25 protein-coding genes are annotated in these 23057 nt (G+C 70.3%); 22 read left to right on the forward strand and 3 right to left on the reverse strand.

Annotation, left to right across the window (positions count from 1 at the left end; translation table 11 throughout):
* The first annotated feature begins 268 nt into the window (after nt 1-268).
* Entirely contained in the window at nt 269-835 is a 567-nt protein-coding gene (locus C6376_RS44300; RefSeq protein ID WP_159083457.1) for a mobilome CxxCx(11)CxxC protein, read from the forward strand.
* Between the two features lie 19 nt (nt 836-854).
* Nucleotides 855-1061, forward strand: coding sequence for a hypothetical protein (locus C6376_RS41370; protein WP_107448334.1), 207 nt, complete (start codon nt 855-857; stop codon nt 1059-1061).
* A 245-nt stretch (nt 1062-1306) separates the two neighbouring features.
* On the opposite strand, the gene C6376_RS41380 is transcribed toward C6376_RS41370, so the two are convergent.
* Complete coding sequence (locus tag C6376_RS41380; RefSeq protein WP_107448336.1) at nt 1307-2308, reverse strand: PIN domain-containing protein; 1002 nt, start codon at nt 2306-2308, stop codon at nt 1307-1309.
* Between the two features lie 103 nt (nt 2309-2411).
* Here C6376_RS41380 and C6376_RS41385 point away from each other — a divergent pair, with 103 nt between their 5' ends.
* The gene (locus tag C6376_RS41385; RefSeq protein ID WP_107448337.1) at nt 2412-3308 is read left to right on the forward strand and encodes a PIN domain-containing protein; all 897 of its coding nucleotides are present in this window, start codon (nt 2412-2414) and stop codon (nt 3306-3308) included.
* Nucleotides 3309-3400: 92 nt separating this feature from the next.
* Here C6376_RS41385 and C6376_RS46295 read toward each other — a convergent pair whose 3' ends face one another.
* A complete protein-coding gene (locus tag C6376_RS46295) occupies nt 3401-3532 on the reverse strand; it encodes a hypothetical protein (protein WP_301554736.1) in 132 nt (43 codons plus the stop codon).
* A 14-nt stretch (nt 3533-3546) separates the two neighbouring features.
* Here C6376_RS46295 and C6376_RS41390 point away from each other — a divergent pair, with 14 nt between their 5' ends.
* The 17 genes from C6376_RS41390 (at nt 3547) to C6376_RS41470 (ending at nt 20576) form a co-directional block, all read left to right on the forward strand.
* The gene (locus C6376_RS41390) at nt 3547-4545 is read left to right on the forward strand and encodes a DUF4238 domain-containing protein (protein ID WP_159083458.1); all 999 of its coding nucleotides are present in this window, start codon (nt 3547-3549) and stop codon (nt 4543-4545) included.
* Nucleotides 4546-4646: 101 nt separating this feature from the next.
* A complete protein-coding gene (locus C6376_RS41395) occupies nt 4647-5858 on the forward strand; it encodes a hypothetical protein (RefSeq protein WP_107448339.1) in 1212 nt (403 codons plus the stop codon).
* Between the two features lie 24 nt (nt 5859-5882).
* Entirely contained in the window at nt 5883-6209 is a 327-nt protein-coding gene (locus tag C6376_RS44305) for a hypothetical protein (protein ID WP_159083459.1), read from the forward strand.
* Nucleotides 6210-7816: 1607 nt separating this feature from the next.
* Nucleotides 7817-9958, forward strand: coding sequence for a DnaB-like helicase C-terminal domain-containing protein (locus tag C6376_RS41405; protein ID WP_107448340.1), 2142 nt, complete (start codon nt 7817-7819; stop codon nt 9956-9958).
* A 743-nt stretch (nt 9959-10701) separates the two neighbouring features.
* Complete coding sequence (locus tag C6376_RS44310; protein WP_159083460.1) at nt 10702-10848, forward strand: hypothetical protein; 147 nt, start codon at nt 10702-10704, stop codon at nt 10846-10848.
* 382 nt (nt 10849-11230) lie between these two features.
* Entirely contained in the window at nt 11231-12100 is an 870-nt protein-coding gene (locus C6376_RS41415) for a hypothetical protein (protein WP_107448342.1), read from the forward strand.
* A 22-nt stretch (nt 12101-12122) separates the two neighbouring features.
* Nucleotides 12123-12866 carry a hypothetical protein gene (locus C6376_RS41420; protein WP_107448343.1) on the forward strand — a complete coding sequence of 248 codons (744 nt, stop codon included), beginning with the start codon at nt 12123-12125 and terminating at the stop codon, nt 12864-12866.
* On the forward strand, nt 12863-14338 hold the full coding sequence (locus C6376_RS41425; protein WP_107447836.1) for a hypothetical protein: 1476 nt from the start codon (nt 12863-12865) through the stop codon (nt 14336-14338). The genes C6376_RS41420 and C6376_RS41425 overlap by 4 nt, the downstream gene beginning before the upstream one ends.
* A 10-nt stretch (nt 14339-14348) precedes the next feature.
* Nucleotides 14349-15422, forward strand: a complete 1074-nt coding sequence (locus C6376_RS41430; RefSeq protein WP_254076449.1) for a DUF5047 domain-containing protein — start codon at nt 14349-14351, stop codon at nt 15420-15422.
* Entirely contained in the window at nt 15415-16224 is an 810-nt protein-coding gene (locus tag C6376_RS41435; protein WP_107447840.1) for a hypothetical protein, read from the forward strand. The genes C6376_RS41430 and C6376_RS41435 overlap by 8 nt, the downstream gene beginning before the upstream one ends.
* Complete coding sequence (locus C6376_RS41440; protein ID WP_107447841.1) at nt 16224-16949, forward strand: hypothetical protein; 726 nt, start codon at nt 16224-16226, stop codon at nt 16947-16949. Before C6376_RS41435 ends, C6376_RS41440 begins: the two co-directional genes overlap by 1 nt.
* Before the next feature lie 9 nt (nt 16950-16958).
* Nucleotides 16959-17525 (forward strand): hypothetical protein, encoded by a 567-nt coding sequence (locus C6376_RS41445; protein ID WP_107447843.1) that lies wholly within the window; start codon nt 16959-16961, stop codon nt 17523-17525.
* Between the two features lie 64 nt (nt 17526-17589).
* Nucleotides 17590-18672, forward strand: coding sequence for a peptidoglycan-binding protein (locus C6376_RS41450; protein WP_107447845.1), 1083 nt, complete (start codon nt 17590-17592; stop codon nt 18670-18672).
* A gap of 14 nt (nt 18673-18686) precedes the next feature.
* Complete coding sequence (locus tag C6376_RS41455; protein ID WP_107447847.1) at nt 18687-19010, forward strand: hypothetical protein; 324 nt, start codon at nt 18687-18689, stop codon at nt 19008-19010.
* A gap of 29 nt (nt 19011-19039) precedes the next feature.
* Complete coding sequence (locus C6376_RS41460; protein WP_107447849.1) at nt 19040-19303, forward strand: hypothetical protein; 264 nt, start codon at nt 19040-19042, stop codon at nt 19301-19303.
* Nucleotides 19300-19968, forward strand: a complete 669-nt coding sequence (locus C6376_RS41465; protein WP_107447850.1) for a collagen-like protein — start codon at nt 19300-19302, stop codon at nt 19966-19968. The genes C6376_RS41460 and C6376_RS41465 overlap by 4 nt, the downstream gene beginning before the upstream one ends.
* Nucleotides 19969-20120: 152 nt before the next feature.
* Nucleotides 20121-20576 (forward strand): hypothetical protein, encoded by a 456-nt coding sequence (locus tag C6376_RS41470; RefSeq protein ID WP_107447852.1) that lies wholly within the window; start codon nt 20121-20123, stop codon nt 20574-20576.
* Here C6376_RS41470 and C6376_RS41475 read toward each other — a convergent pair.
* Entirely contained in the window at nt 20573-21619 is a 1047-nt protein-coding gene (locus tag C6376_RS41475) for a helix-turn-helix transcriptional regulator (RefSeq protein ID WP_107447854.1), read from the reverse strand. The two genes, C6376_RS41470 and C6376_RS41475, sit on opposite strands and share 4 nt — an antisense overlap.
* A gap of 105 nt (nt 21620-21724) precedes the next feature.
* Between C6376_RS41475 and C6376_RS41480 the strand changes: the two genes are divergently transcribed.
* Nucleotides 21725-22288: a hypothetical protein gene (locus tag C6376_RS41480; protein WP_107447856.1), complete on the forward strand. Its 564-nt coding sequence runs from the start codon at nt 21725-21727 to the stop codon at nt 22286-22288.
* Nucleotides 22289-22394: 106 nt separating this feature from the next.
* Nucleotides 22395-23057: a hypothetical protein gene (locus tag C6376_RS41485; RefSeq protein WP_107447858.1), complete on the forward strand. Its 663-nt coding sequence runs from the start codon at nt 22395-22397 to the stop codon at nt 23055-23057.

Below are 23057 nucleotides of genomic sequence, written 5' to 3' on the forward strand. Positions count from 1 at the left end.
GGTCCTCCAGGGGCCATACCGCACCGCCGCGACAGAGCCTGGGACGGCGCGCACTGACGCGTTGTGCCCACCCGTTGCTGACATGAGTGACAGAAAGGTCATGTCATTCTCACGCCGACCGTCAGCGCACGATGGGTGGTCTGATCGCACCTGGCCGGACCAGTTCAGCGGCCTGGCAGGCAAGGTGAGTTCAAGCGCCGCAGTAGACTCCGGTGCCCCCACTGGCCTTCCATTGGGCGGCGAAGGATGGCAACCGGGGGAAGGAAGCATGGCGCCAGGCACCGACGAATACCGACGCAAGTGCTGGGACGCAGCCCTGCACGCCTATGGGACCGGGTACATCTTTCAGAAGCGCGCCGAACGTCTGAAGCGCAAAACCGACGTACTGACCTGGATTGGTTTCGTGGTCCCGTTGCTCATCGGAGCAACGGTAGGAACGTTCGGCCAATACAAGTACTGGAACGTGGTCCTTGCCGTTGCGACTGCCGTCGCGGCCCTGCAACTCGCCATGAGCCTATGGTCGCTCGTCAAACGGTGGACAGAAGAATTGTCCTACTCCTCAGCATCGGCCACAGTCAATGAGTCCCTGGCCTCCAGGTTCGCCGCACTTGGTGAAGACCCCCCAGGGCTTCCAACGCTGCGGACTCAATTCGAAAAGCTCAGCATCGAAGACACCGCAAGGCGAGACAGAGACAACGAAAGAGGCGTGACGGAAAAGGAGCGTCGCATGGGCATGCGCGCCGGGCTCCGGAAGTACCAGCGCCCGTGCGCGGCCTGCCATCAGGTTCCTACAACGATGGAGCCATCCGGCTGCGGTGTCTGCGGACAGTTCTAAGCCAGTAAGGAATCAGTAGATGGACAACAAGGTAGCCGCGGCCCTGCGGGGCTTCATCGCCCTCACACCAGCCCAGCGCGACGAATTCATCACCATCGCCAACAGGTACATCAACGGCGGCCCGCTCACCCAGGATCGCATTATCGACGAATCCACGAGGGACTGGGGGATCACCAAAGTTGATCTCGGTCCGACTTCCCAGACTTGCCCCTACTGCGGCAAGTAGCAGACCCGCCTGCGCCGCGCAGTGCCGGTGGCCAGCCGCAAGGGAACCCTGAAGGCGAAGACGTTCGTGCCGCCGCCATCGGGCAGTTGTCGGTCGTGTACTTCGCCAACCGCACGGTGCGGCACCTGTCCGTACTGGAGATTGTCTGCATCGGCTGACCCGTCCCGTCGACGAACGGCTCCGCCCCGGCACGTCAGCCGCCGCGGGCGAAGTCGTCTCGGATGCTGGCCGCGTCTGACCACGGGTCACGCCACGGATGTGGACCGAGCGGGACGTACCTGCACGTTGGTCCGGCCCAACTGCCATCTCCCGGGCCCCACTTGATGGAAGGCGGGAAAACGGTGCAGGAGCCGCCCCAGTCCGTCCATCTGCCTGCGGTGCGGTGTCTGCACCGACTCGGGCAGGGCGGCGAGGATCTCGGTGCGGGTCATTGGCACGGGCGCACGGGCCAGCAGCCGGGCGACCTGTGACAGCACGTCATCTCCCGCTGTACCGCGTTCCGCCTGCGTCCAGCCGGGCTTGTGCAGCTCGTACTGGCCGTACGGCTCGGTCAGGATCCTCAAGGCCTCCGTGCCGAACCGAGCAAGCTTCGCGCGGGTGTCGGCGGTGAACCGGGCACGGTTGCGGTAGGCGTAGACACCAGCGACAGCCGCCACGATCCCAGCAGCCACGGGATAGGCACGGGCCAGGCGCGCGGCACCGTACAGGCCGTAGCCGGTCCCCACGAACGCGGTGCCGCTGGCCTGCATGCCTGCCTCCGCCTTGCCGATCCGCCCCAGAGCGGCCCGTACGTCCCTCCACCCCGATACGGCGATGCCCTGGCGGATCAGGTCGGGGTCTTCGGCGAACAGCACGACGGGCGCGAGGACGCCGGCCAGCTGGAGGATGCCGACGTCGCTGAGATCCTCCTGGGCGAGCTTGTCGGCGGCTGCCGTCATGGGCAGTCCGTTCACGCAGACGACGTGCAGCAGCGGTACGTACTGCTGCCACCACAGCCGCTCCGCCGCCGCGAGATCGAAGGCGCCGCCCTCGCGCTTGAGATCGGCCAGCACCCGGGGGACCTCCGCCCACACGTAGTGCGGGATGAAGCCCCGCAGCGTGCCGTACCGCATCCCGTCGAGGATCGAGGACGGCCGGCCGCGGAACACCGCCGCGGTGACGTCCGTGGTGAGCACCGACGTGTCGAAGACCCCGAGCCGGAAGCCGGCACCGGTCGCCGGGCGGGGGCGGGTGTAGAGGCTGTACATGACGGGAGCGTAGGCCCCCAACAGGTCCTTGGTGCACGGGTTTTCCCCGGTGGCAGGACTCGGCGGGACCTGGGATGTCAGTGGGGTGGGCCATCATCGGTGGATGCCGCAGAAGAAGCCCCTCCCGCCGACCTACCGAGAGCGCCTCCTGGAGCAGCTCGACACGATCGAGCGGGACTACCTCGCCGTGCTGGAGGCCTCCGAGATCCAGTACGTGAACCCGAACAGGCCAGGCGACTACGCCGTCATCATCATGAGCGCGGCGGACTGGGGTTGGGCACCGAGCGGCCCGGCGCTGGAGTCCCAGCGGATGGACCTGCTGCGCCGTCTGCGGAGCTGGGAGCCGCGGTTCCGGCTGCTGTTCCCGCACCCGACTCCCGAGGCGGCGGAGAAGCTCGACGAGAGTCTGGAGCACCTGGAGCGCTGGCTGGTCCGGGAGGGCACCTGGTCCGACTGGTCCGTCCCGCAGCACATGCCGGAGGCGGTGAAGCTCCTGCAGACGTCCGTCCAGCAGCTGCGGAGCCTGACCGATCTGCTGCCGACGGACCCGTGGCCGGTGCGCCTGACGGTCGACACCAACGCGCTGATCGACAACCCGGACCTCGCCGCCTACACAGGGCAGATCGGTCCGCGCTACATGGCGCACCTGCTGCCGGTCGTGCTGCGCGAGCTCGACGACAAGAAGCGCGCCGGCCGGACCGACGTCCTGCGCGAGGCGGCCAAGAAAGCCGACCGGCGCCTGAAGGGGCTGCGCAACAACGGCGACGTCACCCTCGGGGTCCGGGTCGCCGGCGACGTCCACGCCGTCTTCGAGTACATCGAGCCCAAGTCCGACGCGCTGCCCGACTGGCTCGACCTTGATGTCCCGGACGACCGGTTCATCGCCTCGACCCTGCTCCTGCAGTCCCGGCACCCCGGCTCTGCGTGGTACGTCGCCACCAGCGACATCAATCTCCAGACCAAACTGCACGCCGTCGCACTACCGTTCATCGAACCCTGATCTCCCCGCCCTCACGGCAAGTGATGGTCTGTGGGGGAGTGTCAGTTGAGCTTCGTCATCCGAGCGTCACTGGTCCAGGTGCGGCGCCCCGGTCACTGACACCCGGTGCCGACATGAGCGACGAAAGGCCGTGTCATTCTCACGCCCACCGTCACATCAGCCAGCACGCGGTTCCGATCGAACGGCTTCTGGAACACGCGATCAATCACCCTCAGCAGGGTCACCTACGCTGGGTGGCGTGTCTGCACCGAAACTTCACCACTATGTGCCTCAGAGCTATCTGGCACGGTTCGGCCGAGGCGACATGGTCAGGGTGAGGCGCCGGTGCCCGCCGAAGACGCACCTCGCCAACGTCAAGAACGTCGCAGCTGAGACTGGCTTCTACACGATCACGGACGAGAACGGCATGCCCTCCACGGCCATCGAGCTCGAGCTCAGTGGCCTGGAAGGCCAGGGGCTCGCCGCCCTGCGCCGAATAGACGAGACAGGAATGCCTCCGGCCGTCGGCACCGACGACCGCGAGCTTCTCTGCCTCTACCTGGCCGTACAGATGGCCAGGACGCCCAGGCAGCGCACGATGCTGCTTTTCGGGCGCGACGTCACCGCCTACGCAAACGGCCGAGAGGTCGACCAGGCGCTGATGACCGAGTACCTCACGCGCAAGCATCTCGGTCACCTGCCACGGGCAGCCGAAGCCCAGGGTGCCTGGGACTACTACCACGGCACGCGAGCGATGAACGGCGGCAACGACCCCACCCACGACGAAGCGGTCGCCGTGCCGCTCAGCTCCGTCCAGGCCTGCATCCCGCAGTACCGTGCTCGGCACTGGCGGCTCGAGACCAGCCGCAAGCCGATCTTCCTCACCTCCGACGCACCCCTCGTACTCTGGCGCCCGGAAACTCCGAGTGACGCCTACCAAGGGTTCGGCCTGGAGGACGCCCACGAGATCAGGTTCCCCGTGAGCCCCACGGCCCAGCTCGTGCTCATCCCCGGCCACGGCACATCCTCAGAAGAGGTCAAGCTCAGCCGAGTGATCAGCTGCAACCAGGACCTCACGGACAGCTGCGAGCAGGTCGTCATCGGGCACCCGGACCGGCACACCGCACTCGACAGGGTCCAACTGAGCAAGCGCGGGCCCACGCTGCGCTTCAACACGGCCCCCGGCATCCGGAAGAACCCGGACGGCACGGAAGAGCCCATGGGCGACATCCTGCACCTCTACACGACCCGCCGCTGAGACCGAACAGCAGTGGGCCGGGCAGAAGCCCCGCCCGACCCACTGCTGCGCCCGCGCGCTACCGACCTCAACCCATCCTTGAGACCGTTAGGTTCGCAGTCATGAGTGTCCCCGCTGCTGACTACGCCTGGTTGCCGGATCATCAGTTGCACGTGGCGGCAACCCTGGCCCATGTCGATCAGACGGTCGACCGTGTCATCCGGATGATCCACGACTACACCGCCCAAGGGCCCCTCTCCCTCAAGACCGTCGTGGAAGGCGAACAAGCGCAGGCTGTTGTGACCGCGATCGCTCCCCTGCCGGAAGCGATTCCCCGCCTCGTCGCGGACGCTCTCACGCAGCTGCGTGCCGCACTCGAGCACACCGTGTACGCCGAAGTGGAGCACCAACTCGCACGACCTCTGACAGCTGAGGAAGCACGAAGCATTGAGATGCCCGCCAGCACGAGTCCCGCCGACTTTGCGTCCTGGCTCAACCACCGCCGCAGGCGCGGCCTTTCGCCGCTGCAGCAGAGTGCTCCCCTTGCTCAGCGCATCCGGGACCTGCAGCCCTTCCAACGCCGTACTCCTGACGAACACCCACTCAAGATCCTGGTCGAGTACACCAACTTGGCAAAGCATCGCCGTCCGGCCGTCGCAGCGGCTCGCCTTGGCGCGGTGCATCCCGATGTGCCGCATGCGGACCTTGCCGTCTCCCAGCCACTTGAGCGGCGACCTCAGCCCGGCAGCGGACAGCCGCTACATGTCGACGACGTCATCGCGACGGCACCGCGCCATGACTACATCCCCATCTCCATCTGGACAACTGTGTCACTGCAGCGTCCGCACACTGAGATGTGGAACATCGCGGTCAAAGAGCTGGAGTATTTGGAGGACTGGGTCCGCACCACGGCCATCCCCATCCTCGTGACGGGGAACCGCGACGTCGTGCCGCTGCCGCCGCAGCTGGACATCTCAACCGGACACGACAACCTCCGTGGCGAACTGTCGCGTTCAGGAGCCATGTCTGCCGCAAAGAGAGGCAGCCAGCGGATCCAGGCATCCGTAGCCCGTACCGGCCTGGTTGAGCTGCTTGTCCCGCTGGCCGGGAGCAGCATGAACGAAACCATCACAGCCTGGGCGGCCGCGCTGACCGACGATGGCGTGTGCGAGCGCGTGGACCGCCTGGTCCGCGCTCGCCGTAGCTCCCGGGATGCGCTCCGAGTCACGGAAGAACTGGTTGCCGAGGCACATGCGTACGAGGCCTGCCATGACGAGTCAGAGATGGGTGACGGGTCGGGCAAGACCGTCTTGCCCGACCCGCCGCCCGGTTAGCCGATCAGCCTGTGGAGTACAGGGGTGCTGACTGCCGCGGTCGTCAAGCCTGTAGCAACAGCCTTGGGCACGGACTTCTCGGAGAGGAACATGAGCCCGCCCATGGCCACGCCGAAAAATGCGGCGGTCAGCATCACCACAGTGGTGTGCAGTGACACGAACGGCGGCGATGCTGCAGACGGCAGGCCGACCGGGCTGGGCGGTTCCGGGCGAGAGGGTATGAGGGGCTGTGGGTCCCGAGACATCGGGAGTCTCCTTGCAGAAGGACGTGCAGAGACGGCGGACACCAGCGGTGGTGTCGTCCGCGTGGGGTACGCCTCGCGGTCGGCGGTCCTGCTGCTCTCTGCGTGAGAGCGTCCCTGTGGGGTCGCGGCCCTGGCCCAGGGTGGCGTGTCCAGGTTAGCCGCGATGATGGTCTGCAGGGGAGCGCCAGTTGAGCTCCGCCGTCTGATCGGCAGTGGCACAGGCGCGGCGATCTGGTCTGACACTGACGGGTGGTCTCACCCGTGCTGACATGAGCGACGAAAGGCCACGTGATTCTCACGCCGACCGTCACTCGTGGACGAGAGTGACGGGCGAACACAGACTGCCGAGCAGGCCGCCCCCCGCACTCAGCTGAAGGCATGGCCGAACCTGGCACTCCATGAAGCGGGCCACCGCTCGCCCTGACGGCCCACGAGCTGAGGGCCTGCCGCCCTCTGCACACCGTCACCCTCCGGAGGCAGGACCAGGCCACGTGATCACACGAGACCCCGACCACAGCGGTACATAATTCGGCGACCGGCGGTACATAATTCCGGCGAATATTATGTACCGTCAGCTAGACTGGGTCGTAGCGTTACATTTTTTGACGGCGCGGTCGTTCCACAGCTGCTGGCGGCCACCGCCGAGCCGACTGCCCGACCTTCCCCTCGTAACCCGCTTGCCGCTTCTGCTCTTGGAGTCCCCGGGTGTCCTCCTCGCGTTCATCCCGCACCGCCGGTGAGGCGTCTTCCGGCGCTGCCGTGCCGGACAACTCCGCCCCCACTGCCCCGCCCGCAGTCCCGGCGGAGCCGCCCGACCTGGCTCCGCGCTGGGCGGGCAACTGGTCTCTGAGTTTCCCGACACCTCCCACCCCATCCGCAGGGGCCAGGACAGCCTCCGAAGACGCCAGCCGCCGGCATGGCGAGGACAGTCAACCCGAGTCAGTTGAGGGCCCGTTGACCGAGCCGGGAACAACCGCCACCCCTGGTGCGGAAGCACCACGCGCTCTGGTGCGCACCGGCCCAGCAACGCTGCACGGGGCCCGCAACGCATTGCGACAGCTGATCGACGCCGCCATCCAAGGGAAACCCACATTCCTGACCCGCGGCCCGCACTATGCACTGCTCACCACCCCCGCCCACGCAGCCGAACTGGGCTGGGACCTCATCCAAGCCCCAACCCACAGCATCGCGGACGCCCGCAAACAGTTCGGGAACCTGATCCGGTTCGGCGCCGAGGGCCACCCGCAAGTGCTATGCCGCCACAGGACTCCCGTCGCCGTACTGCTCCCTGCAGCAGCGGACGGCACCCCCGTCCCGCCCGCATCTCACGCCGAGCCCGCACCCGACACAGCCCCGGCTGCAACAGCAGTCCCGGACTCCACCACACCCCCTGAGGGACAGAAAGCAGGCCAGAACCCCCTTCCGGCCGCGCCAGCAGCCGAAGCCGCCAAAGACTTCACCCCCGCGCCGACAACTACCCCTGCCGAAGCGGCCGTTGCCCCTACCACGTCCTCGGAACCGCAGCCGGAACCGGTGCCAGCAGTCCAAGACACGCCTGCACCTGCCGACACGCCCCCCGCCTCACTTGGCACCACCCCAGCCGCACCGGCCACCCCCACCGGCTCGCCGGCTACCACCGCTGTCACCCCCGCCGCTCCTACACTCCAGCACCCGGTCACACCGCCGACCGCCCTCCCCGTACCCCCCTCGCCCATGTCCGAGCCGAGCCCGCCGGCCCCCGCTCCCGCGATGCCCGGTACCGGTCACGAGACCGGCATCCCGGCCAGCGGCCCACCAGCTACCCCTGCGCCGCGCACCCCGCGGCGCCTGGCCGCACTTGCGCAAGCCCTGGACACCGTCCTCCCGACCACCGTTCCCACCGGTGACACCACCACACCTACACCCCTGATGGGCCTGTCGACTGGCATCCGTGCCCTGGACGACGTCCTCGGTGGTCTCCAGCCCGGCCGCTTCTATCTCGTTGCCGCCGCCCCGGGCGCCGGATCCAGCCTGATCGCCACTGCCGCCGCGCGCACCAGCGCCCTCGACCAGCATCAACCCGTCCTCTATGCCGCCTCCGGGCTCACTCGCGCCGACATCGCCGCGCGCATCGTCGCCGCGCACCTGCCCGTCGACTACCGCCGCCTGCGAGCCGGCCGCCTCACCCCCACCGAGCAGGACGACGCCGCGGCCCTTCACCACCACCTGGCCCAAGCCCCGCTCTACATCGACGACGGCACCGACCTGACCACCGACGCGATTACCGAGAGCGTCCCGGACCTGCCGGGCCTGGCCCTGATCGTGGTCGACCGCCTGCAGACCACCGAGGACCCCCGGCTGCCGCTGTCCGGCCCGTCCCAGATCACCGACGCCGCCCAGGCCCTCGCTCACCTGGCCCGCACGCACGAGCTCCCGGTCCTCGCCGCCGTCGACACCGACGACTCTCAGCTGATTGCCGCGCTCAGCCTCGACATCACCATCACCCTGGCCCGCGACGCCGACCAGATCCACGCCACCGTCACCGAACGCGACCTCGGCCCGCAGGCAACCCTCACTCTCCACGCTGACCTCGCCCACGCCCGCATCACCGACCTCACCCACCCCCACGCCGGCGCCGTCACCTCCACCTCAGCACCACAGACACCCCCGGCCGTGACCCCGCCCGCCCCCGCACAGACCCCGCAGGCGCCTCTCCAAGCCCCCACCAGCCCGCCCCCGGACCCCGCGCCCCCCCGGCCCGCGCCGACGGCCCGCCCCGCCGCCCCACCCAGGCCATCGCCCCGCCGCGCCACCGCTCCACCTCCGCCCGAAGGCGGCTACGCCAACCGGGACTACAGCTACTTCACCGGCATGATCACCCGCGCCGTCGACGAAGCCCTCCACGACCACGACGGCGACATCGCCGCTGCAACCGAAGCCCTGGTGAAAAAGGCCGTTCCGAACGCAATGGCCCTGTTCGAGGCAACCCGCGTCGGCGGGAATTACGAACACACCGTCTATCCGGAAACCCTCGAATTCCTCCGCAAAAAAACCAAAGACGGCGCCGACGAAATCTGGGAAGGCCGCCACAACTGGACCAACACCCATCTCATGGACGCCCTCCAAAACGGCACCCACCCCCCGATCACTGTCAACGCCCTCGATACCAACGCCAGCTTCCTGTCCGCCTTCAAGACCCACCTGCCCATCGGCGCCCTCATCCACCAACCCGACGGTGGCTTCGACCCCAAGCGCTCCGGCATCTACCGCCTCCCCAGCCGCCCCACCTGGCACCACCCCGACCTGCCCGACCCGATCGGCAACCGGGCTGGTGGTCGAACACCGTGGAGGCCGGGATGCCGCGGATGCGGGCCGAAATCGAACGGGTCCTCGGCGATGTCCGCCGGGACCTTCAGTGAGAAGAGACAACGCATGATCATCACGTACACGCAGGACGACGGCACGCCGGAGCGCATGACGACCGACGATCTGTCGGCGATCGAGGCGGCTGCCGTCGAGGAGGAAATGGGCCTGCAATGGCGGACGGTCGAGGACCGGCTGCGCGGCCAGGACCCGACCGCGATGCGCGCCGTGCTGTGGGCGTTCCGCCGGCGTGAGGACCCCGGGCTGCAGTTCGCCGCATTCGACGTGCCCAGCTGGCGGCGCCGCCTCACGGTCCGCATCGAACGCCACGAGATCGACGACGTGCTGACCACGATCATGTCCGAGGCCCTCGCCAAGTCGGAGGACGCGGCGATCGACGCGATGCTGCCGCACCTGCGCAAGCTCGCCCACGACCGGGCGGACGTGGACGCGGCACTCGACGCGCTGGGAAAAGGCCACTTGGCTCCCGGCCTCCAGGACTCCGCGGACTGATCCACGAGTACGAACCGCTGCTGATGTTCTACCTGAAAATGCAGCCCTCCGAGATCGACCGGCTCAAGGTCGACCGGTTCCTGCGACTGGTCGCGTGGATCGACCGGCACATCGCTACGAGGTGAGGAGGTGACCGTTGACTACGCGTCTCACCTTCACCCTCGCCGGGCGGGACGAGCTGTCGCGGGTCCTGGACGGCTCGGCGGATTCCGCGGACCGCCTCCGGCTGCGCATGGCGGGCATCTGCCGACGCCGACGGCCGGCTGCGCGACCTGCAGGGCCGGCTCCTCACGGTGGCCGACGCGCAGCGCCGTGTCGACGACCACACCGGGCAGGTCCGCAGCCGCTTCGACGAGCTGTCCGTGGCGGCCGGCAAGGTCGGCGAATCCCTCAAGGCCAACCTGATCAGCCTGGCGCCGGCCGCGATCCCCGCCTCCGCGGCTCTCGCAGGCTCCGCCCTGCAGCTGGCCGGGCAGTTCGGTGCCGTGGCCGTGGCCGCGGCCGCCTACGGTTCTCGCGCTCAAGCCGCAGATCGCCGCGATCAGCGAGGCGGTCCAAAGCCCAGGACGCCTACGAGGAGGCGGTGCGCACCTCGGGCGCCACCTCCCAGGAGGCCGTTCAGGCGCAGGCCGCGTATCAGCAGCAGCTCGAGAAGATGCCGCCCGCCACCCGTGAGGCAGCGGTCGCGGTGGGGCTCCTGCACGACAACTTCCAGGACCTGGTCCGACAGTCTCGCGGGCGACGTGATGGGCCCGTTCAACAAGGGCGTGGCGATCGCCAACGCCCTGCTGCCCAAGACGACGGGCCTGGCCAAGAGCGCGTCGACGCAGGTCGACCGGCTCGTCACCATGGTCGGCGCGCGATCTCCACCCCAGGGTTCGACAAGCTGAACAGCCGGTTCACCGACTTCGCTGACCGGACGATGGACCACGCGGTCGACGAGCTGAACATCTTCCTGGCCAAGCTCGACGCCGGCGAGGTCGGCGGCGACTTCAAGGAGTTCCTCGACTACGCGCACGCCAACGGGCCGCCGTGTGGGAGACCCTCCACACATCGGCGACGCCCTGCTGAACGTGCTCGAGGCCGGCTCCGACGTCGGCGTCGGCATGCTCGACGTCATCAACGCCCTGTCCGGGATCGTTTCCGCGTACCGCCCGAGGCGATCGCGACCATGCTGCAGCTGGCCATCGCCGTCAAGGCAGTGCGCCTGGCGGCGGTCGGACGGACGCGGCCAAGGCCGCACTCCTCGCGCTGGGCGTGCAGGTGGGGGCGATGCGCGCGGCGGCCGCCGGCGCACCCGGCGCCATCGGCGGCGTCACCGCGGCGATCGGCGGGCTGTCGCGCGGCGCGAAACTCGCGATGGCCGGGACCGGCCTCGGGCTGCTGCTCCTCACCCTCTCGGAGCTGTCTTCAAGCAGTCAGCGGCCGAAGCCGGACGTCGACAAGCTGTCGACGTCGATCGCGGAACTCGGCAGGTCCGGCAAGGTGGGCGGCGAGGCGCTGCGCGCATACGGCGCCGACCTCGGCGGCCTGTCCGACAGCCTGCAGAAGATCACCGACCCGCAGGGGATCGACCGCGTCCAGCAGGCGATCATCTCGTTCTTCGGCACGGACTCGACGCCGGTGAAGAACGCCAAGGAGGACATCGACGCGCTCGACAAGTCCCTCGCCAGTCTGGTGTCCGGCGGCAAGGCCGACCTCGCGGCCGCGGGTCTCGACGCGACCATCAAGAAGATGGGGCTCACCAGCAAGGAGGCCGCCGAGCTCCGCGCGGAGCTGGGCGACTACTCGGACGCGCTGGCCGGGCAGGCCCTCGAGCAGCAGCTGGCCGCCGAATCAATGGGTCTGTTCGGCGAGCAGGCGCAGACGGTGCAGGGCCAGCTCGAGGCGCAGAAGCAATCCGCCGACGGGCTGCGGCAGAGCATCCAGGCGCTGAACGAGGTCAACCGGCAGGGCCTGTCCGGGATGATCGGGTTCGAGGCGGCCATCGACGCGGCCAGCAAGGCGGCGTCGGAGAACGCCGGCGTTCTCGACATGCAGGGCGGCAAGCTCGTCCTCAACAGCGAGAAGCAGCGCAACCGCCGCATCGGCCCTCAACGACCTTGCGGCGAAGACGGATGCGGCCACGGCGTCCGCGCGTGAGTCCGGTGCGTCCTGGTCGGAGGTGTCCGGCATCTACGACCGGGGTCGGGCCGCGTTCATCAAGAGCGCCGAGACGATGGGCCTGACCCGGGTGGAGGCCAAGAAGCTGGCTGACCAGATCATGGGCACGCCGCCGAGTAAGACGACGTATCTCAAGGGCGATCTCCAGGACCTGCAGGCGAAGCTGGCCGACGCCAAGGCGCGGCTGGCCAAAGCGCCGTCCTCGAAGACCGCGAAGATCAAGGGCGAGATCAGCGACCTGCAGCACAAGATCGACCTAGCGAAGCTTGGGCTCGGTCAGCTGCACGACAAAACGGTGTACATCAATGCGCACATGTACGTCACCGGGTCGTCGCAGGCCCAGGCCGCGGTGTCGACGTCCGGGAGCGGCCGCATTTTCGAGCGGGCAGGCGGCGGCCTGATCCGGGGCCCGGGCACCAGCACCTCGGACAGCATCCCGCTGATGGCGTCCGACGGTGAATACGTGATCCAGGCCGCCAGCGTCGCGAAATACGGTCTGGCCTTCCTCAACGCCCTGAACGACGGACAGCTGCCGGCAGGCCGCGACACCCGCCCCGGGCTGCCGGCGACGGCCTCGGCGGCGGCCGCCGCTTCCCCGCAGCAGGGCGCGGGCGGCGGCGAGTTCACCGGCACCCTCGTCCTCGACAGCGGCCAGTTCCTCGGCGTCGTCCGCGGCACCCTGCAGCCGATGATCCGCGACTCCCAACAGCAGGCCGCGTTCAGAGCAAAGGTGGGACGCAGGTGACCATCTCCTACGGCGCGGCGGGCGCATCCGCGTCTGCCGCCGAGAGCGTGACCCCGGCCCTGCCCGCCGGGGCGAGCGCCGGCATGCTCGCCGTCCTCCAGGTCGTCTCCGGCCACCAGGACGACCCCACCCCGGCGACCCCGTCGGGATGGCTGCTGGCCGGCTCGTTTAGCGGGGGCGGAGGCAGCTTCGGGGCAGGCACCGGGCCGCGCCGGATCACGTTCTTCGTGCGCGAGCTCCTCGCCTCCAACAGCGCACCCACCGTGGCCATCCCCACCGGCGGGACAGGGTCCACGATCGCCGCCCGCATCTACACCCTCTCCCGGTCGGCGGGCACCGGGTGGCGGTGGGCGGCCGCGTTCGCCGAGGACACCTCGAGCGGCACCGGCTTCTCCGCCGCCTCCGCCATCGCACTCACCTGGAAGGCAGGGGATTTCGCCGTCATCGGCTACGGCATCCCCCTGTCGACGGCCACGTTCAGCGCCGAGGGCGTCGCCGCCAGCGGCATCACCTTCGGCACGGTCACCGAGCAGGCCGACGACAGCATCACCGCCGGCAACGACTCCCGGTTCGTCACCGCCACCGGGGCCGTCTCCTCCGGGGCGGGCACCCAGGCGCCGACCATGACCGCCACGCTGTCCGCCGCATCCACCGGCGTGGCCGGCGTGCTGCGGGTCCGCGAGGCGTCCAGCACCCTCACCGTCAGCGCACAGTCGGTGTTCCCGCCCCGCAACCTGGTGGCCGCGACCAGCCTCGCCGCGGACGACATCGTGACCGCCACCCTGTACCGGCAGGTCGGCACCACCCTCACCCCGGTCCGCGCAGCCAGCGGCGTCGACGTGACCGGCGCCGACGATCTGCTGCGCATCGACGCGGAGCAGCCGTTCGGAGTCAGCCTCAACTACGCCGCCGACCTGGTCGACGTCAACGGCAACGTATGGCGGATCACCTCCGGCTCGATCACCTCGAGCGTCGACAGCGACGTCCTGTCCGACGCGGTACGCGGCATCGGGGCCGCCGTCATCATCCAGACCTGGCCCGACAAGAAACGCGACCGCGACGCCACGGTGTTCAACGTGGGCGGCCGCATGGTCGCCGTGTCCCGTCCCCGCTCCTCAGCGCAGGCCACCGTGACCGTGCGCACCATGACCGACGAGGAGGGGGACGCCCTGCAGGAGGCCCTCGACGGGGCGACCGAGGGCGTGCTCCTCATCCGCAAGCAGGTGTCCCTGCCGGGTGTCGACAACTACCTCGCGGTCCTCGCCGACAGCGAGAACCGCACCTGGTACAACCCGATCCGCTACTGGGCGCTCGACACAATCGAGACCGAAGCCTGGGCGGACGTCCTGGAAGCGGCCGGGTTCACCCTGCAGGACATCGCCGACAACTACACCAGCCTTCAGGACCTGGCCGACGACTTCACGCCCGGCACGCTCCTGGACATCGCGCTGTTCGACTTTGGGACGGTGTGACGTGCTGGACATGTCGGACGAGGCGCTGAGCATCGTGCAGCGATCCTTCACCATGAAGATCCGGGCCGACGCCTGGCTGAACGGCGAACTCGTCGCCGCGGACATTCCCGTCGCCGCCGGGAGCGAGGACCGGGACCGCTCGCTGGCGGTCCCGGAGCGGGTCACCCTGACCGTGCCGCGCCGCGACCGCGGCATCACGTGGGATCCGAGCATCGACCCCGAGCATCCGCTTGCCGCCTACGGGCAGCAGCTGCGGATCTCCTATGGCGTCGACGTCGGCGGGGGCTTCGAGTGGATCGACCGCGGCTGGTTCCTCATCACCGACTCCGGCGTGGATGGTGACACGGTTTCCGTCACCGCCGAGGGTCTGCTCACTCTCATCGACGAGGCCAAGTTCGTCGGCCCGTTCCAGCCGTCCGGCACGTTCGTCTCGACCGTGCGCAGCCTCGTCGAACCCGCTCTGACCGCCGTCTTCGACGGCAGCCTTATCGACCGGGCCATCCCGCTCGGCATGCAGTGGGACGGCGACCGGATGGCCGCACTGACGGAGGTCCTCGACGCGTGGCCGGCCGTAGCCGAAGTCACCGCCGACGGGCACCTGCTCGTCGAGCTGCTCACCGACGGCGGCACCCCGGTACTCGACATCACCGACGGGCAGGGAGGCACCGTGATCCGCTGGTCCGGAGACACTTCCCGCGACGGGGCGTTCAACGTGGTCGTCGCCGAGGGCGAGGACAGCACCGGCAGCCAGGTGCAGGGCGTCGCCTACGACACCGACGGCAGCAGCCCGTTCCGCGCCGGCGGCCCGTTCAGCCCGCTGCCGGTGCCCACCCGGGTCTCCTCCCCCCTGCTCACCACCGTGGCCCAGTGCCGTGCCGCGGCCAGCGCCCGCCTGCAGACCCTGCGTCGCACCGCCTTCCGGAAGCTGAAGGCCACCCTGGTCCCGCACCCCGGGATCGTCACCGGCGACGTCGTCTCGGTGACCGGTGCCGGACTCACCGCCAGGGCGTGCGTGGTCGAAGGCCTGTCGCTGCCCTACACGCCGGGCTCCATGTCCCTGACCCTGAGGGTGCTCAATGGGTGACTTCGCCGATACCCGCGTATCCCTGACCGGGCAGGGGACCCTCGTCGCCATCGCGCAGACCGCCGGGTCCGGCGGCGCCTGCCTCGCCAACGTGGCCGGCCTGCAGGTGACGGTGCGGATCGTGGCCGGGCTGAGCGTGGCCGCCGGGAATGTGCTGCTGATCCTGCGGCGCGGGTCCACGTACTGGGCGATCGCCACGCTCGGCGCCGCCCCGGTGGTCGCGCCGTCGCCGCCGTCCCCCGACACCGCGCCGCCGTCCACCGGTGACCCGGCACCCGCACCGAAGCCGGACATCACTACCGGTGTCCTCACCTGCCCGCCGGTCGCCACAGCCACCTACCGGGACGGCTCCTGGCGCTCCGACGGCGACCCCGTGAGCGGGTTCGACACCTACCAGGGCCGCTACGCCGGCTCGTCGTTCGGCCGGATGACGGGCTGCGCCTTCTACGGCACCAAGCCCCGCAGCCTCAGCGGAGCCACTGTCACCAAGGCCACGCTCAAGGCCCGGCGCCTGTCCGGCGGCGACTTCGCCGCCCGCACACCCACCCTGCGGCTGGTGTCGCAGTCCACGCGGCCGAGCGGGGCCCCCACCCTCAACGAGACCACCGCCGGCCCATCTCTGGCCGTGAACGCGACGACGACCAGCTTCACGATTCCCACCGCGTGGGCGCAGGCCATGGTCGACGGCACCCGCGGAGGTCTCGCCATCTCCATCGGCTCGGACACCCCCTACATCCACCTGGCGGGCCGAGGCAGCTGGAGCGCGGCCTGGACCCTCACGATCTACTGGAGGCGCGGCTAATGAGCCAGGAGACGTCGAACGGCATCGTCTACCCCGAGAGCACCGACCACACCCGGACGTGGGAGCACTGGCAGACGATGGCCGAGTCCATCGACCCGCAGCTCAGCCCGCCCGACGTGCAGGTGTTCACCTCCTCCGGCACGTGGACCCGGCCCGATGACGCGAAGTGGGTGCGGGTAATGGTGCAGGCCGGCGGGGGAGGCGGGCACAACGCTGTCGCCACCGGTGCTTCGCAGACATCGTGCGGCGGCGGCGGGCAGGGCGGCGGCTATGCCGAGTCGTACCTTCTGGCGTCCGCCGCTGGCGCTTCCCAGGCGGTGACCGTCGGGGCGGGCGGTGCGAGCGGCGGCGGCTCCGGCGGCACCTCATCATTCGGGTCGCTGGTGTCGGCCACGGGCGGCGGCGGCGGCACAGCCAGCGCCGCCGACGGCACCCCGGGCGCGACAGCAGGAGGGTCCTCGACCCAGACCCTCACCGGCGGCATTCGGGTGTCCGGCAGCGGAGGAGGAGCCGGAGCCAAGTTCGGCACCGCGGGCGCGATGGGCGGGGCCGGCGGCAACGCCGTCCTCGGCGGCGGCGCCCGTGGTGTCGCCACCAACGGCACCGGAGTCACGGGCTTCACCTACGGCGGCGGCGGCTCCGGCGCGGCGAACACCGCCTCCCAAGTCCAGCGCGGAGGCGGAGCCGGCGGTGACGGCGTCGTCATCGTCATCACATTTTTCTGAGGAGTAGCAATGCCCTACCTGTCCACCACCGACCTGCACAAGTGCTGCGAGAACGCCACCGACCCGTTCCAGCCCCCCGCGCCGCCCCTGCTGCTGGGCGCGCTGGAGACCAGCGAGATCCCCGTCGACCTGTCGTCGTCCAGCTACCGCACCCTGTACCGGGTCGTCATGGGCCCCGTCTCACGCGGCGACATGCTGAAGGTGACCGGCGAGGCCCGCGTCACCAACGACGTCGGGGTCGGTATCCCCAACGGCAAGCGGTACACCGTCGGTGTCGGCTGGCACTTGTGGATCTACGACTACAGCAACCCGCTGAAGACGGCGGGCCCGTGGTGGCAGATCTCCCAGCTGCGCGGTCAGAACGTCACCGTGGACATGCACCACATGACGCTGGCCGTCACCACCCTGGCCGAGGTTCCCGACGACTGGACCGACGGACACCGCCCAGTCGTCGTCCTGCGCGCCGACGCCCACTCGACCGCCTGGAACTACAACGGGGGCAACGACACGTTGACCGCCGACGCCGGATACGGGCAGCTCATTGCCAAGCACTACGTGCCCGCCCCTGCCGCCTGACCCCACCCCACCCCGCCCGCCCTGAGCCTGATGGCCGGGGCGTTTCTCATGCCCGGGAGGGCCCATGAAGTTGATCACCAGAGCGGCCTGGGGTGCGCGCCCACCCCGCTACGACCTCGTGTACATCGCTGGCACGCAGGGTGTGAAGGTGCACTACGAGGGGACCTACGTCCCGAAGTCCCTCGCGGCCGCGGACGCGCACGGCTCCTGCGCCGGCCACGTACGCGACATCCAGGCCAGCCACCTCGCCAACGTGAAGGAGGACTACAGCGACATCGCGTACTCGGCGCTGGTCTGCCCGCACGGCTTCACGTTCGAGGGGCGTGGCCAGCACCGCAAGACCGCCGCGAACGGCGACCAGACCCTCAACAAGCGGGACTATGCGGTGTGCGCGATGCTCGGCAACTCCGGCCTGGTCCAGCCCACTGACGCGATGCTCGACGGCCTGGTCGACGCCGTCCAGTGGCTGCGGTCCGGGGGCGGTGCGGGCAGCGAGATCCTCGGACACCGCGACGGGTACGCGACCGAGTGCCCGGGCGCCACGCTGTACGCGTGGGTGAAGGCCGGCGCGCACCGCCCGGACGGAACGAGCGCCGGCGGCGGGTCGGGGATCGCCCGCTACCAGGTCGTCATCAACAAGCTGCCGTACGGGTACGGCGCCGAGGGCGCGCACGTCACCGCGGTCGGGCGGGCGCTCGTCGCCGCAGGGTTCGGCCGGCACTACGCCGAGGGGCCCGGGCCGCGGTGGACCGACGCCGACACCGAGTGCTTCAGCGATTTTCAGGTGAGCCTCGGTTACAAGGGGACGGCCCCGCACGAGGACGCCGACGGCGTGCCCGGCCCGGTCAGCCTGCAGAAGCTCCTCGGCCACCTCCCCGGCGCGACGAGCACCACGACGCTGCCGCCGTTCCCCGGCCGGAGCGCGTTCGTCCTCGGCAAATCCAACCCCGCCGTCACGACGCTGGACAACGGGTTGATCCGGAAGGGCTACGCCCGCCACCACGCGGGCGCGGCCTACACGCCCGGGCCCCTGTTCAGCGAGAACACGCGCCTGAACGTCCGGGACTTCCAGCGCGCCACCCCGGCTCTCGCGGGCGACGCCGACGGCTACCCGGGCCCGCTGACCTGGAAGCTCCTCCTCTCCTGAAAGCGAGACCCGCCATGCCCAGCAACCTGTTCGTCTCGATGATGCGGACCCTCGTCCCGATCGTCGCCGCCCTGGTCATCAGCTGGACAGGACGCCTGGGGATCCCGGTCGACAGCAACGCCGCGGCGAGCGCCGTGGCGCTCGGCCTCGCCGCCGCCTACTACCTGCTGTTCCGGGGTCTGGAGTGGCTGGCCGCGCGCCTGTCCTGGGCGCCGCTGCAGCGCGCCGCCGGCGTGTTCCTCGGGTGGGCTCAGCCGCCCGCGTACGGCGGCAAGGACGACGATCTGCGCGCCGCGCTGCAGCGGGCGCAGGGCGGGGACCGGAGCAGCGGTTCCTGACGTTCCATCGCACGACCTGAGGAGCCACCTTGGACGCGACCACCCTCGGGACCCTGCTCGTCGGTGTGGGGGCGGTCGTCGGCGCGGTGGTGACGTACCTCGGTAAGCGGGGCGAGACCGCCCTGACCGGCTACAGCTCGCTCACAGGCGACCTGCAGGAAGAGCGTGACCGGCTCGACCGCAAGGTGGGCGAGCTGCACGCCGAGATCGCGCAGCAGGCGGCGCTGCGGGCCGCAGACCAGGCGGAGATCGCTCGGCTCCGCGCCCTGATCCCACCCGGAGGAATCCCGTGACCCGTACCGAACGGGCACTGGCCCGACGCTGGCGTCCGCTGACGCTGCTGTGCTGGCTGATCGCGCTGTCCGGCGCGGTCATCATTATTTGGGCGCGCATCGACGCCGAGACGTCCCGTGCCGACGAGCTCGCCGCGGAGGCCGACCGGCGGGGCCAGGCCGTCAGCACGCTCGCCACGGACGTACGGCAGCTGCGGACGCAGGTGTCGGGCGAGGGCCAGACGCCCGTGGCTCCGGACCCGTCCGAGGCCGTCGAGGACCTCCCGGCGCGGGCCGAGGTACCCGTGCCGATCCCGGGCCCCAAGGGCGACCCAGGCCGCCCGGGCAAGGACGGCACCCCGGGCACCGCCGGCGCCACCGGCGCCCCTGGCGCGGCGGGCAAGGACGGGGCACCCGGGACGGACGGCGCGCAGGGCGTGCAGGGGGAACCGGGCGTGCAGGGTGAGCAGGGGCCGGCGGGCGAGCAGGGCCCACGCGGTGAGACAGGTCCTCGCGGCGAGCAGGGACCGCCCGGGCCGTCGTGCCAAGCCGGCTACAGCCTGCAGGTGCCTGCGTGGGATCCGGACGCGCTGGTCTGCCGGAAGGACGACGTCCCCGACCCAGGCGGCAGCACACCAGCCGGGCCGCTCGCCGCAGGCCTCGACCCACGCCGCCAGTACCCATGAGAGACGCCCCCTGCACGGCCCACGTGGCCGTGCAGGGGGCTTTCTCGCGTTCGGTGCGTCGCTGTCGGTGGGGGCCGCTATCCTCGTGGCACACGCCCCCGAGGCCCGACACCCGGGGGCGTCGTGCTGTCGAGATCGCTGGAGCTGGAGTCATGGCGCGCTGGAGTCTGCAGTATTACCTCGGCACGCCACACCGCCCACGGGATGTTGACGCCGAGCTCGACGACCTCCTCGGCGAGGGCATCGCAGCCGCGCACGAGTACGTCCGCCGGGTGAGCGGCGGCGCCGGCACTCTGCGGGAGGCCGTGCTCCTGGTCGACGACGAGCCTGGCGAGGATCCGCTGGAGGGTGGCCCGACCATCCCGCTGTGGATCACGTACGTGCCGTACCGGCCGGACGCGGACCCGGACGCCGGCGAGGCTGAGCCTCCTCGGCGCGAGGTGTTCCACCTGCCCGCCCGGCTCTTCGAGACGAGGGTGAACGCTCAGGGCGTCGCCTCCTACGGCAGCCCGGCGCTGGGGTACCTGCAGCTGGCGGTCCGCCGGCGTCTGGACGACGGCCGTGAAGGCACCATCCGGAGCGTGGATCTCAAGGCGACCGCGGACTAGGCCCGCCGCGCGGCGTCGTCCAGCCGCGCCTGGTAGTAGGCGTGATCCCGGGGGAAGGCCACGAGCGACGGCAGCGCAGTGCGGAAGCCGTCGGCGGCGTCCGCCCACCGCTGGCACGCGTACGCCGCGTCGGCGACCTGCAGCTGAGCGCGCGTCGGATCGAGCCAGTACAGCCAGCCCGGCCGCTCCTCCTCGGCCGGCACCCGCAGCGCCAGCTTGCAGGCCTCCTCGGCCAGCCTGCGGGCCCGGTCCCGCTCGCCGACCTGCGCGGCCGCCATCGCCTCCTGGTGCACCGCCGCGGCCTCTGCTGCAGGAGACAGCGTGCGCGGGCCCACGTAGCGCGCGGCCTCGGCGGTGCGCAGGGCACGGACCGGGTCGCCGTGGCTGAGGGAGTAGTAGGCCCGGATGCGCTGCGCCCAGGAAGCCATGTCGGCATGGCCGCCGTCGACGGCCCATCCGTGCGCGAGGTCGATCCACGCCAGCGCCGACCCGCGCTGTTCGGACTGCCACGCCACCCAGGACAGCCAATGCGCGTGCTCGGCGGCGAGCAGCATGAGCCGGTCCGCAGCGGCCCCGGCCGCCTGGGGGATGAGCCCGGTCACCGCGTCGAGCTGCTGGCGCACGATGCCCCACAGTGCTGTGCCCAGGACCTCGTCCTCTGCGCGGCGATGCTGGGCGAGCACCAGGCCGATCCAGTCGGCGGTGCGCAGATCGGCGCGGCCCACCGAGTGGGCATGCGCGATGCGCTCGCGGAGCTCGGCTGGCGGCGCCCACGCATCGGGCCCCTGTGGTCTCGGGGCACCAGTCAGTTCTTCCGGCACGTGCAGCCCTTCGGTGAGGCGGGCCATGAGCTCGGCTGAGGTGACCTGCCGGCGGCCCGATTCGATCGCGGAGATGTGGGGCTGCGGCATGCCCACGATCGGCTCGAGGCCCCGCTGAGAGAGGCCTGCAGCGCGCCGGTACTCGCGGAAAATGGCAGCCCAGTCCTGGCGTGCCCACGCGGCACGGAGACGGACGTCTGCCCATGGTTCCCGACTGGCCATAAGGGGACGATACGCCGGGTGATACACAGTGTGTATCGGATCGCTCACAGACCTTGCCGACCATGACGACTCAGCCATCCCGAGTCGGGTCGGAAGGAAAGCGCAATGTCCCACCACACACCGTCGTCGGTGCAGATGGACCCCAGCACAGACCCCGAAGAGACAGCCGCGGACTGGCTGCTAAGGACCCTGCCCGAGCAGGCCCAGGCGCGGATCCTCGCGCTGTGGCAGCGCAAGCTGACGGCCATGCTGCCGCTCGGCGAGGGGCTGTCCGCGGTGAGGATCCCGAGCGCGCCACTCCGCGCGCTGACGGGCCAGCCCGAGACGCCGTCCGCCGCCATCGACGAGTACCTCGCCCGTGTCCTCGAGGGCGGCCCCGTCATCTGCGACCCCGCCAGCCTGCACTACTACGTCATCGTCCCGTCAGGCCTGCCCGCCGCCTGGCACCGGGCCGCCGCCGCGTGGCGAGAGGTCGGCATCATCTACCAGGGCGAGGGCTCGTGGATGGGCGCGCCCGGTCCGGCGCGCGACGTCCTCGACCCGGATACCTACAGCCTGTACTGGGCAGTCCCCCTCGCCGACCCGCCCATGCCGTGCGACCCGTTGGCCGTGGCCCGCCTCGGCGATGACCTCTACCGCGCCGTCACCCACCGGGAGCCGCCCCGATGAACCGACGACGCATCGACTGGCGCGCCGTGACCTACCTGGGGGTGCTGCTCGTCCTGGCGGTCGCACTAGTGTGGGGCATCCTCAACTGCGGATGCCCGGAGGGGACATGAGGCGGCCGCTGCTCTGGCAGGGGATCCGGGTGCCGTGGATCACGCCGTGGTCCGGCGAGGTGCGCCCCATGGCGGAGGTCGAGATCAGACACGGCAGGGGCGGTGTCGGCCTCGGCTACGCGGACGAGGTCGACACCGACCGCCGCTTCGATGCCCTGTGGGTACGCCGCGCCGCGACCCCCGGCGTCGGGCGGCCCGACCTGCGCAGCATGCACCCCCTGCGCCAGCGTCAGGCGATGACGCACATGCTGTGCCAGGTCTGCGGCACGGCCGTCGACGGCGGCGAGCAGTCTCTGTTCCTCATGCACTCCCGCCCCGGCGACGCAATCCGTGAGGGCGAGGTCACGGCCGTCCCGCCCGCCCACGACGCGTGTGCGAGAAGGGCCGTGCGGGAGTGCCCGCACCTGCGCAGGGGATGGGTGGCCGCTCTCGTACGCCGCGCCCCGCTCTGGGGCGTCGCAGGCGTCGCCTACGACCCCCGCACGCTCACGCCGCTGCCCGGCCCGGGCGCCGGCGGGAGCGGCCTGCACCAGGTGCCGTACGCGGACGCGACGGCTCTACGCTGGCTCCTCGCCGCCCGGCTGCTCGTCAGCCTGCAGGGTGTCGAACCCGTCGACGTCGACGGGTTCGCAGACCAGCCCGCGGCCGCCGGCAGGTAG

The organism is Streptomyces sp. P3, assembly GCF_003032475.1.
In the GTDB taxonomy this organism is placed as follows: Bacteria; Actinomycetota; Actinomycetes; order Streptomycetales; family Streptomycetaceae; genus Streptomyces.

Excerpts from the sequence above, each read along its gene's own strand:
- C6376_RS41450 (WP_107447845.1), top strand. The coding sequence starts at position 17,590 with ATGAAGTTGATCACCAGAGCGGCCTGGGGTGCGCGCCCACCCCGCTAC.
- C6376_RS41380 (WP_107448336.1), bottom strand. The coding sequence starts at position 2,308 with ATGTACAGCCTCTACACCCGCCCCCGCCCGGCGACCGGTGCCGGCTTC.
- C6376_RS41415 (WP_107448342.1), top strand. The coding sequence starts at position 11,231 with ATGCGCGCGGCGGCCGCCGGCGCACCCGGCGCCATCGGCGGCGTCACC.
- C6376_RS41480 (WP_107447856.1), top strand. The coding sequence starts at position 21,725 with ATGTCCCACCACACACCGTCGTCGGTGCAGATGGACCCCAGCACAGAC.
- C6376_RS41385 (WP_107448337.1), top strand. The coding sequence starts at position 2,412 with ATGCCGCAGAAGAAGCCCCTCCCGCCGACCTACCGAGAGCGCCTCCTG.
- C6376_RS41435 (WP_107447840.1), top strand. The coding sequence starts at position 15,415 with ATGGGTGACTTCGCCGATACCCGCGTATCCCTGACCGGGCAGGGGACC.
- C6376_RS41440 (WP_107447841.1), top strand. The coding sequence starts at position 16,224 with ATGAGCCAGGAGACGTCGAACGGCATCGTCTACCCCGAGAGCACCGAC.
- C6376_RS44300 (WP_159083457.1), top strand. The coding sequence starts at position 269 with ATGGCGCCAGGCACCGACGAATACCGACGCAAGTGCTGGGACGCAGCC.
- C6376_RS41485 (WP_107447858.1), top strand. The coding sequence starts at position 22,395 with ATGAGGCGGCCGCTGCTCTGGCAGGGGATCCGGGTGCCGTGGATCACG.
- C6376_RS41405 (WP_107448340.1), top strand. The coding sequence starts at position 7,817 with ATGTCCGAGCCGAGCCCGCCGGCCCCCGCTCCCGCGATGCCCGGTACC.
- C6376_RS41470 (WP_107447852.1), top strand. The coding sequence starts at position 20,121 with ATGGCGCGCTGGAGTCTGCAGTATTACCTCGGCACGCCACACCGCCCA.
- C6376_RS41475 (WP_107447854.1), bottom strand. The coding sequence starts at position 21,619 with ATGGCCAGTCGGGAACCATGGGCAGACGTCCGTCTCCGTGCCGCGTGG.
- C6376_RS41445 (WP_107447843.1), top strand. The coding sequence starts at position 16,959 with ATGCCCTACCTGTCCACCACCGACCTGCACAAGTGCTGCGAGAACGCC.
- C6376_RS41455 (WP_107447847.1), top strand. The coding sequence starts at position 18,687 with ATGCCCAGCAACCTGTTCGTCTCGATGATGCGGACCCTCGTCCCGATC.
- C6376_RS41430 (WP_254076449.1), top strand. The coding sequence starts at position 14,349 with ATGTCGGACGAGGCGCTGAGCATCGTGCAGCGATCCTTCACCATGAAG.
- C6376_RS41370 (WP_107448334.1), top strand. The coding sequence starts at position 855 with ATGGACAACAAGGTAGCCGCGGCCCTGCGGGGCTTCATCGCCCTCACA.
- C6376_RS41395 (WP_107448339.1), top strand. The coding sequence starts at position 4,647 with ATGAGTGTCCCCGCTGCTGACTACGCCTGGTTGCCGGATCATCAGTTG.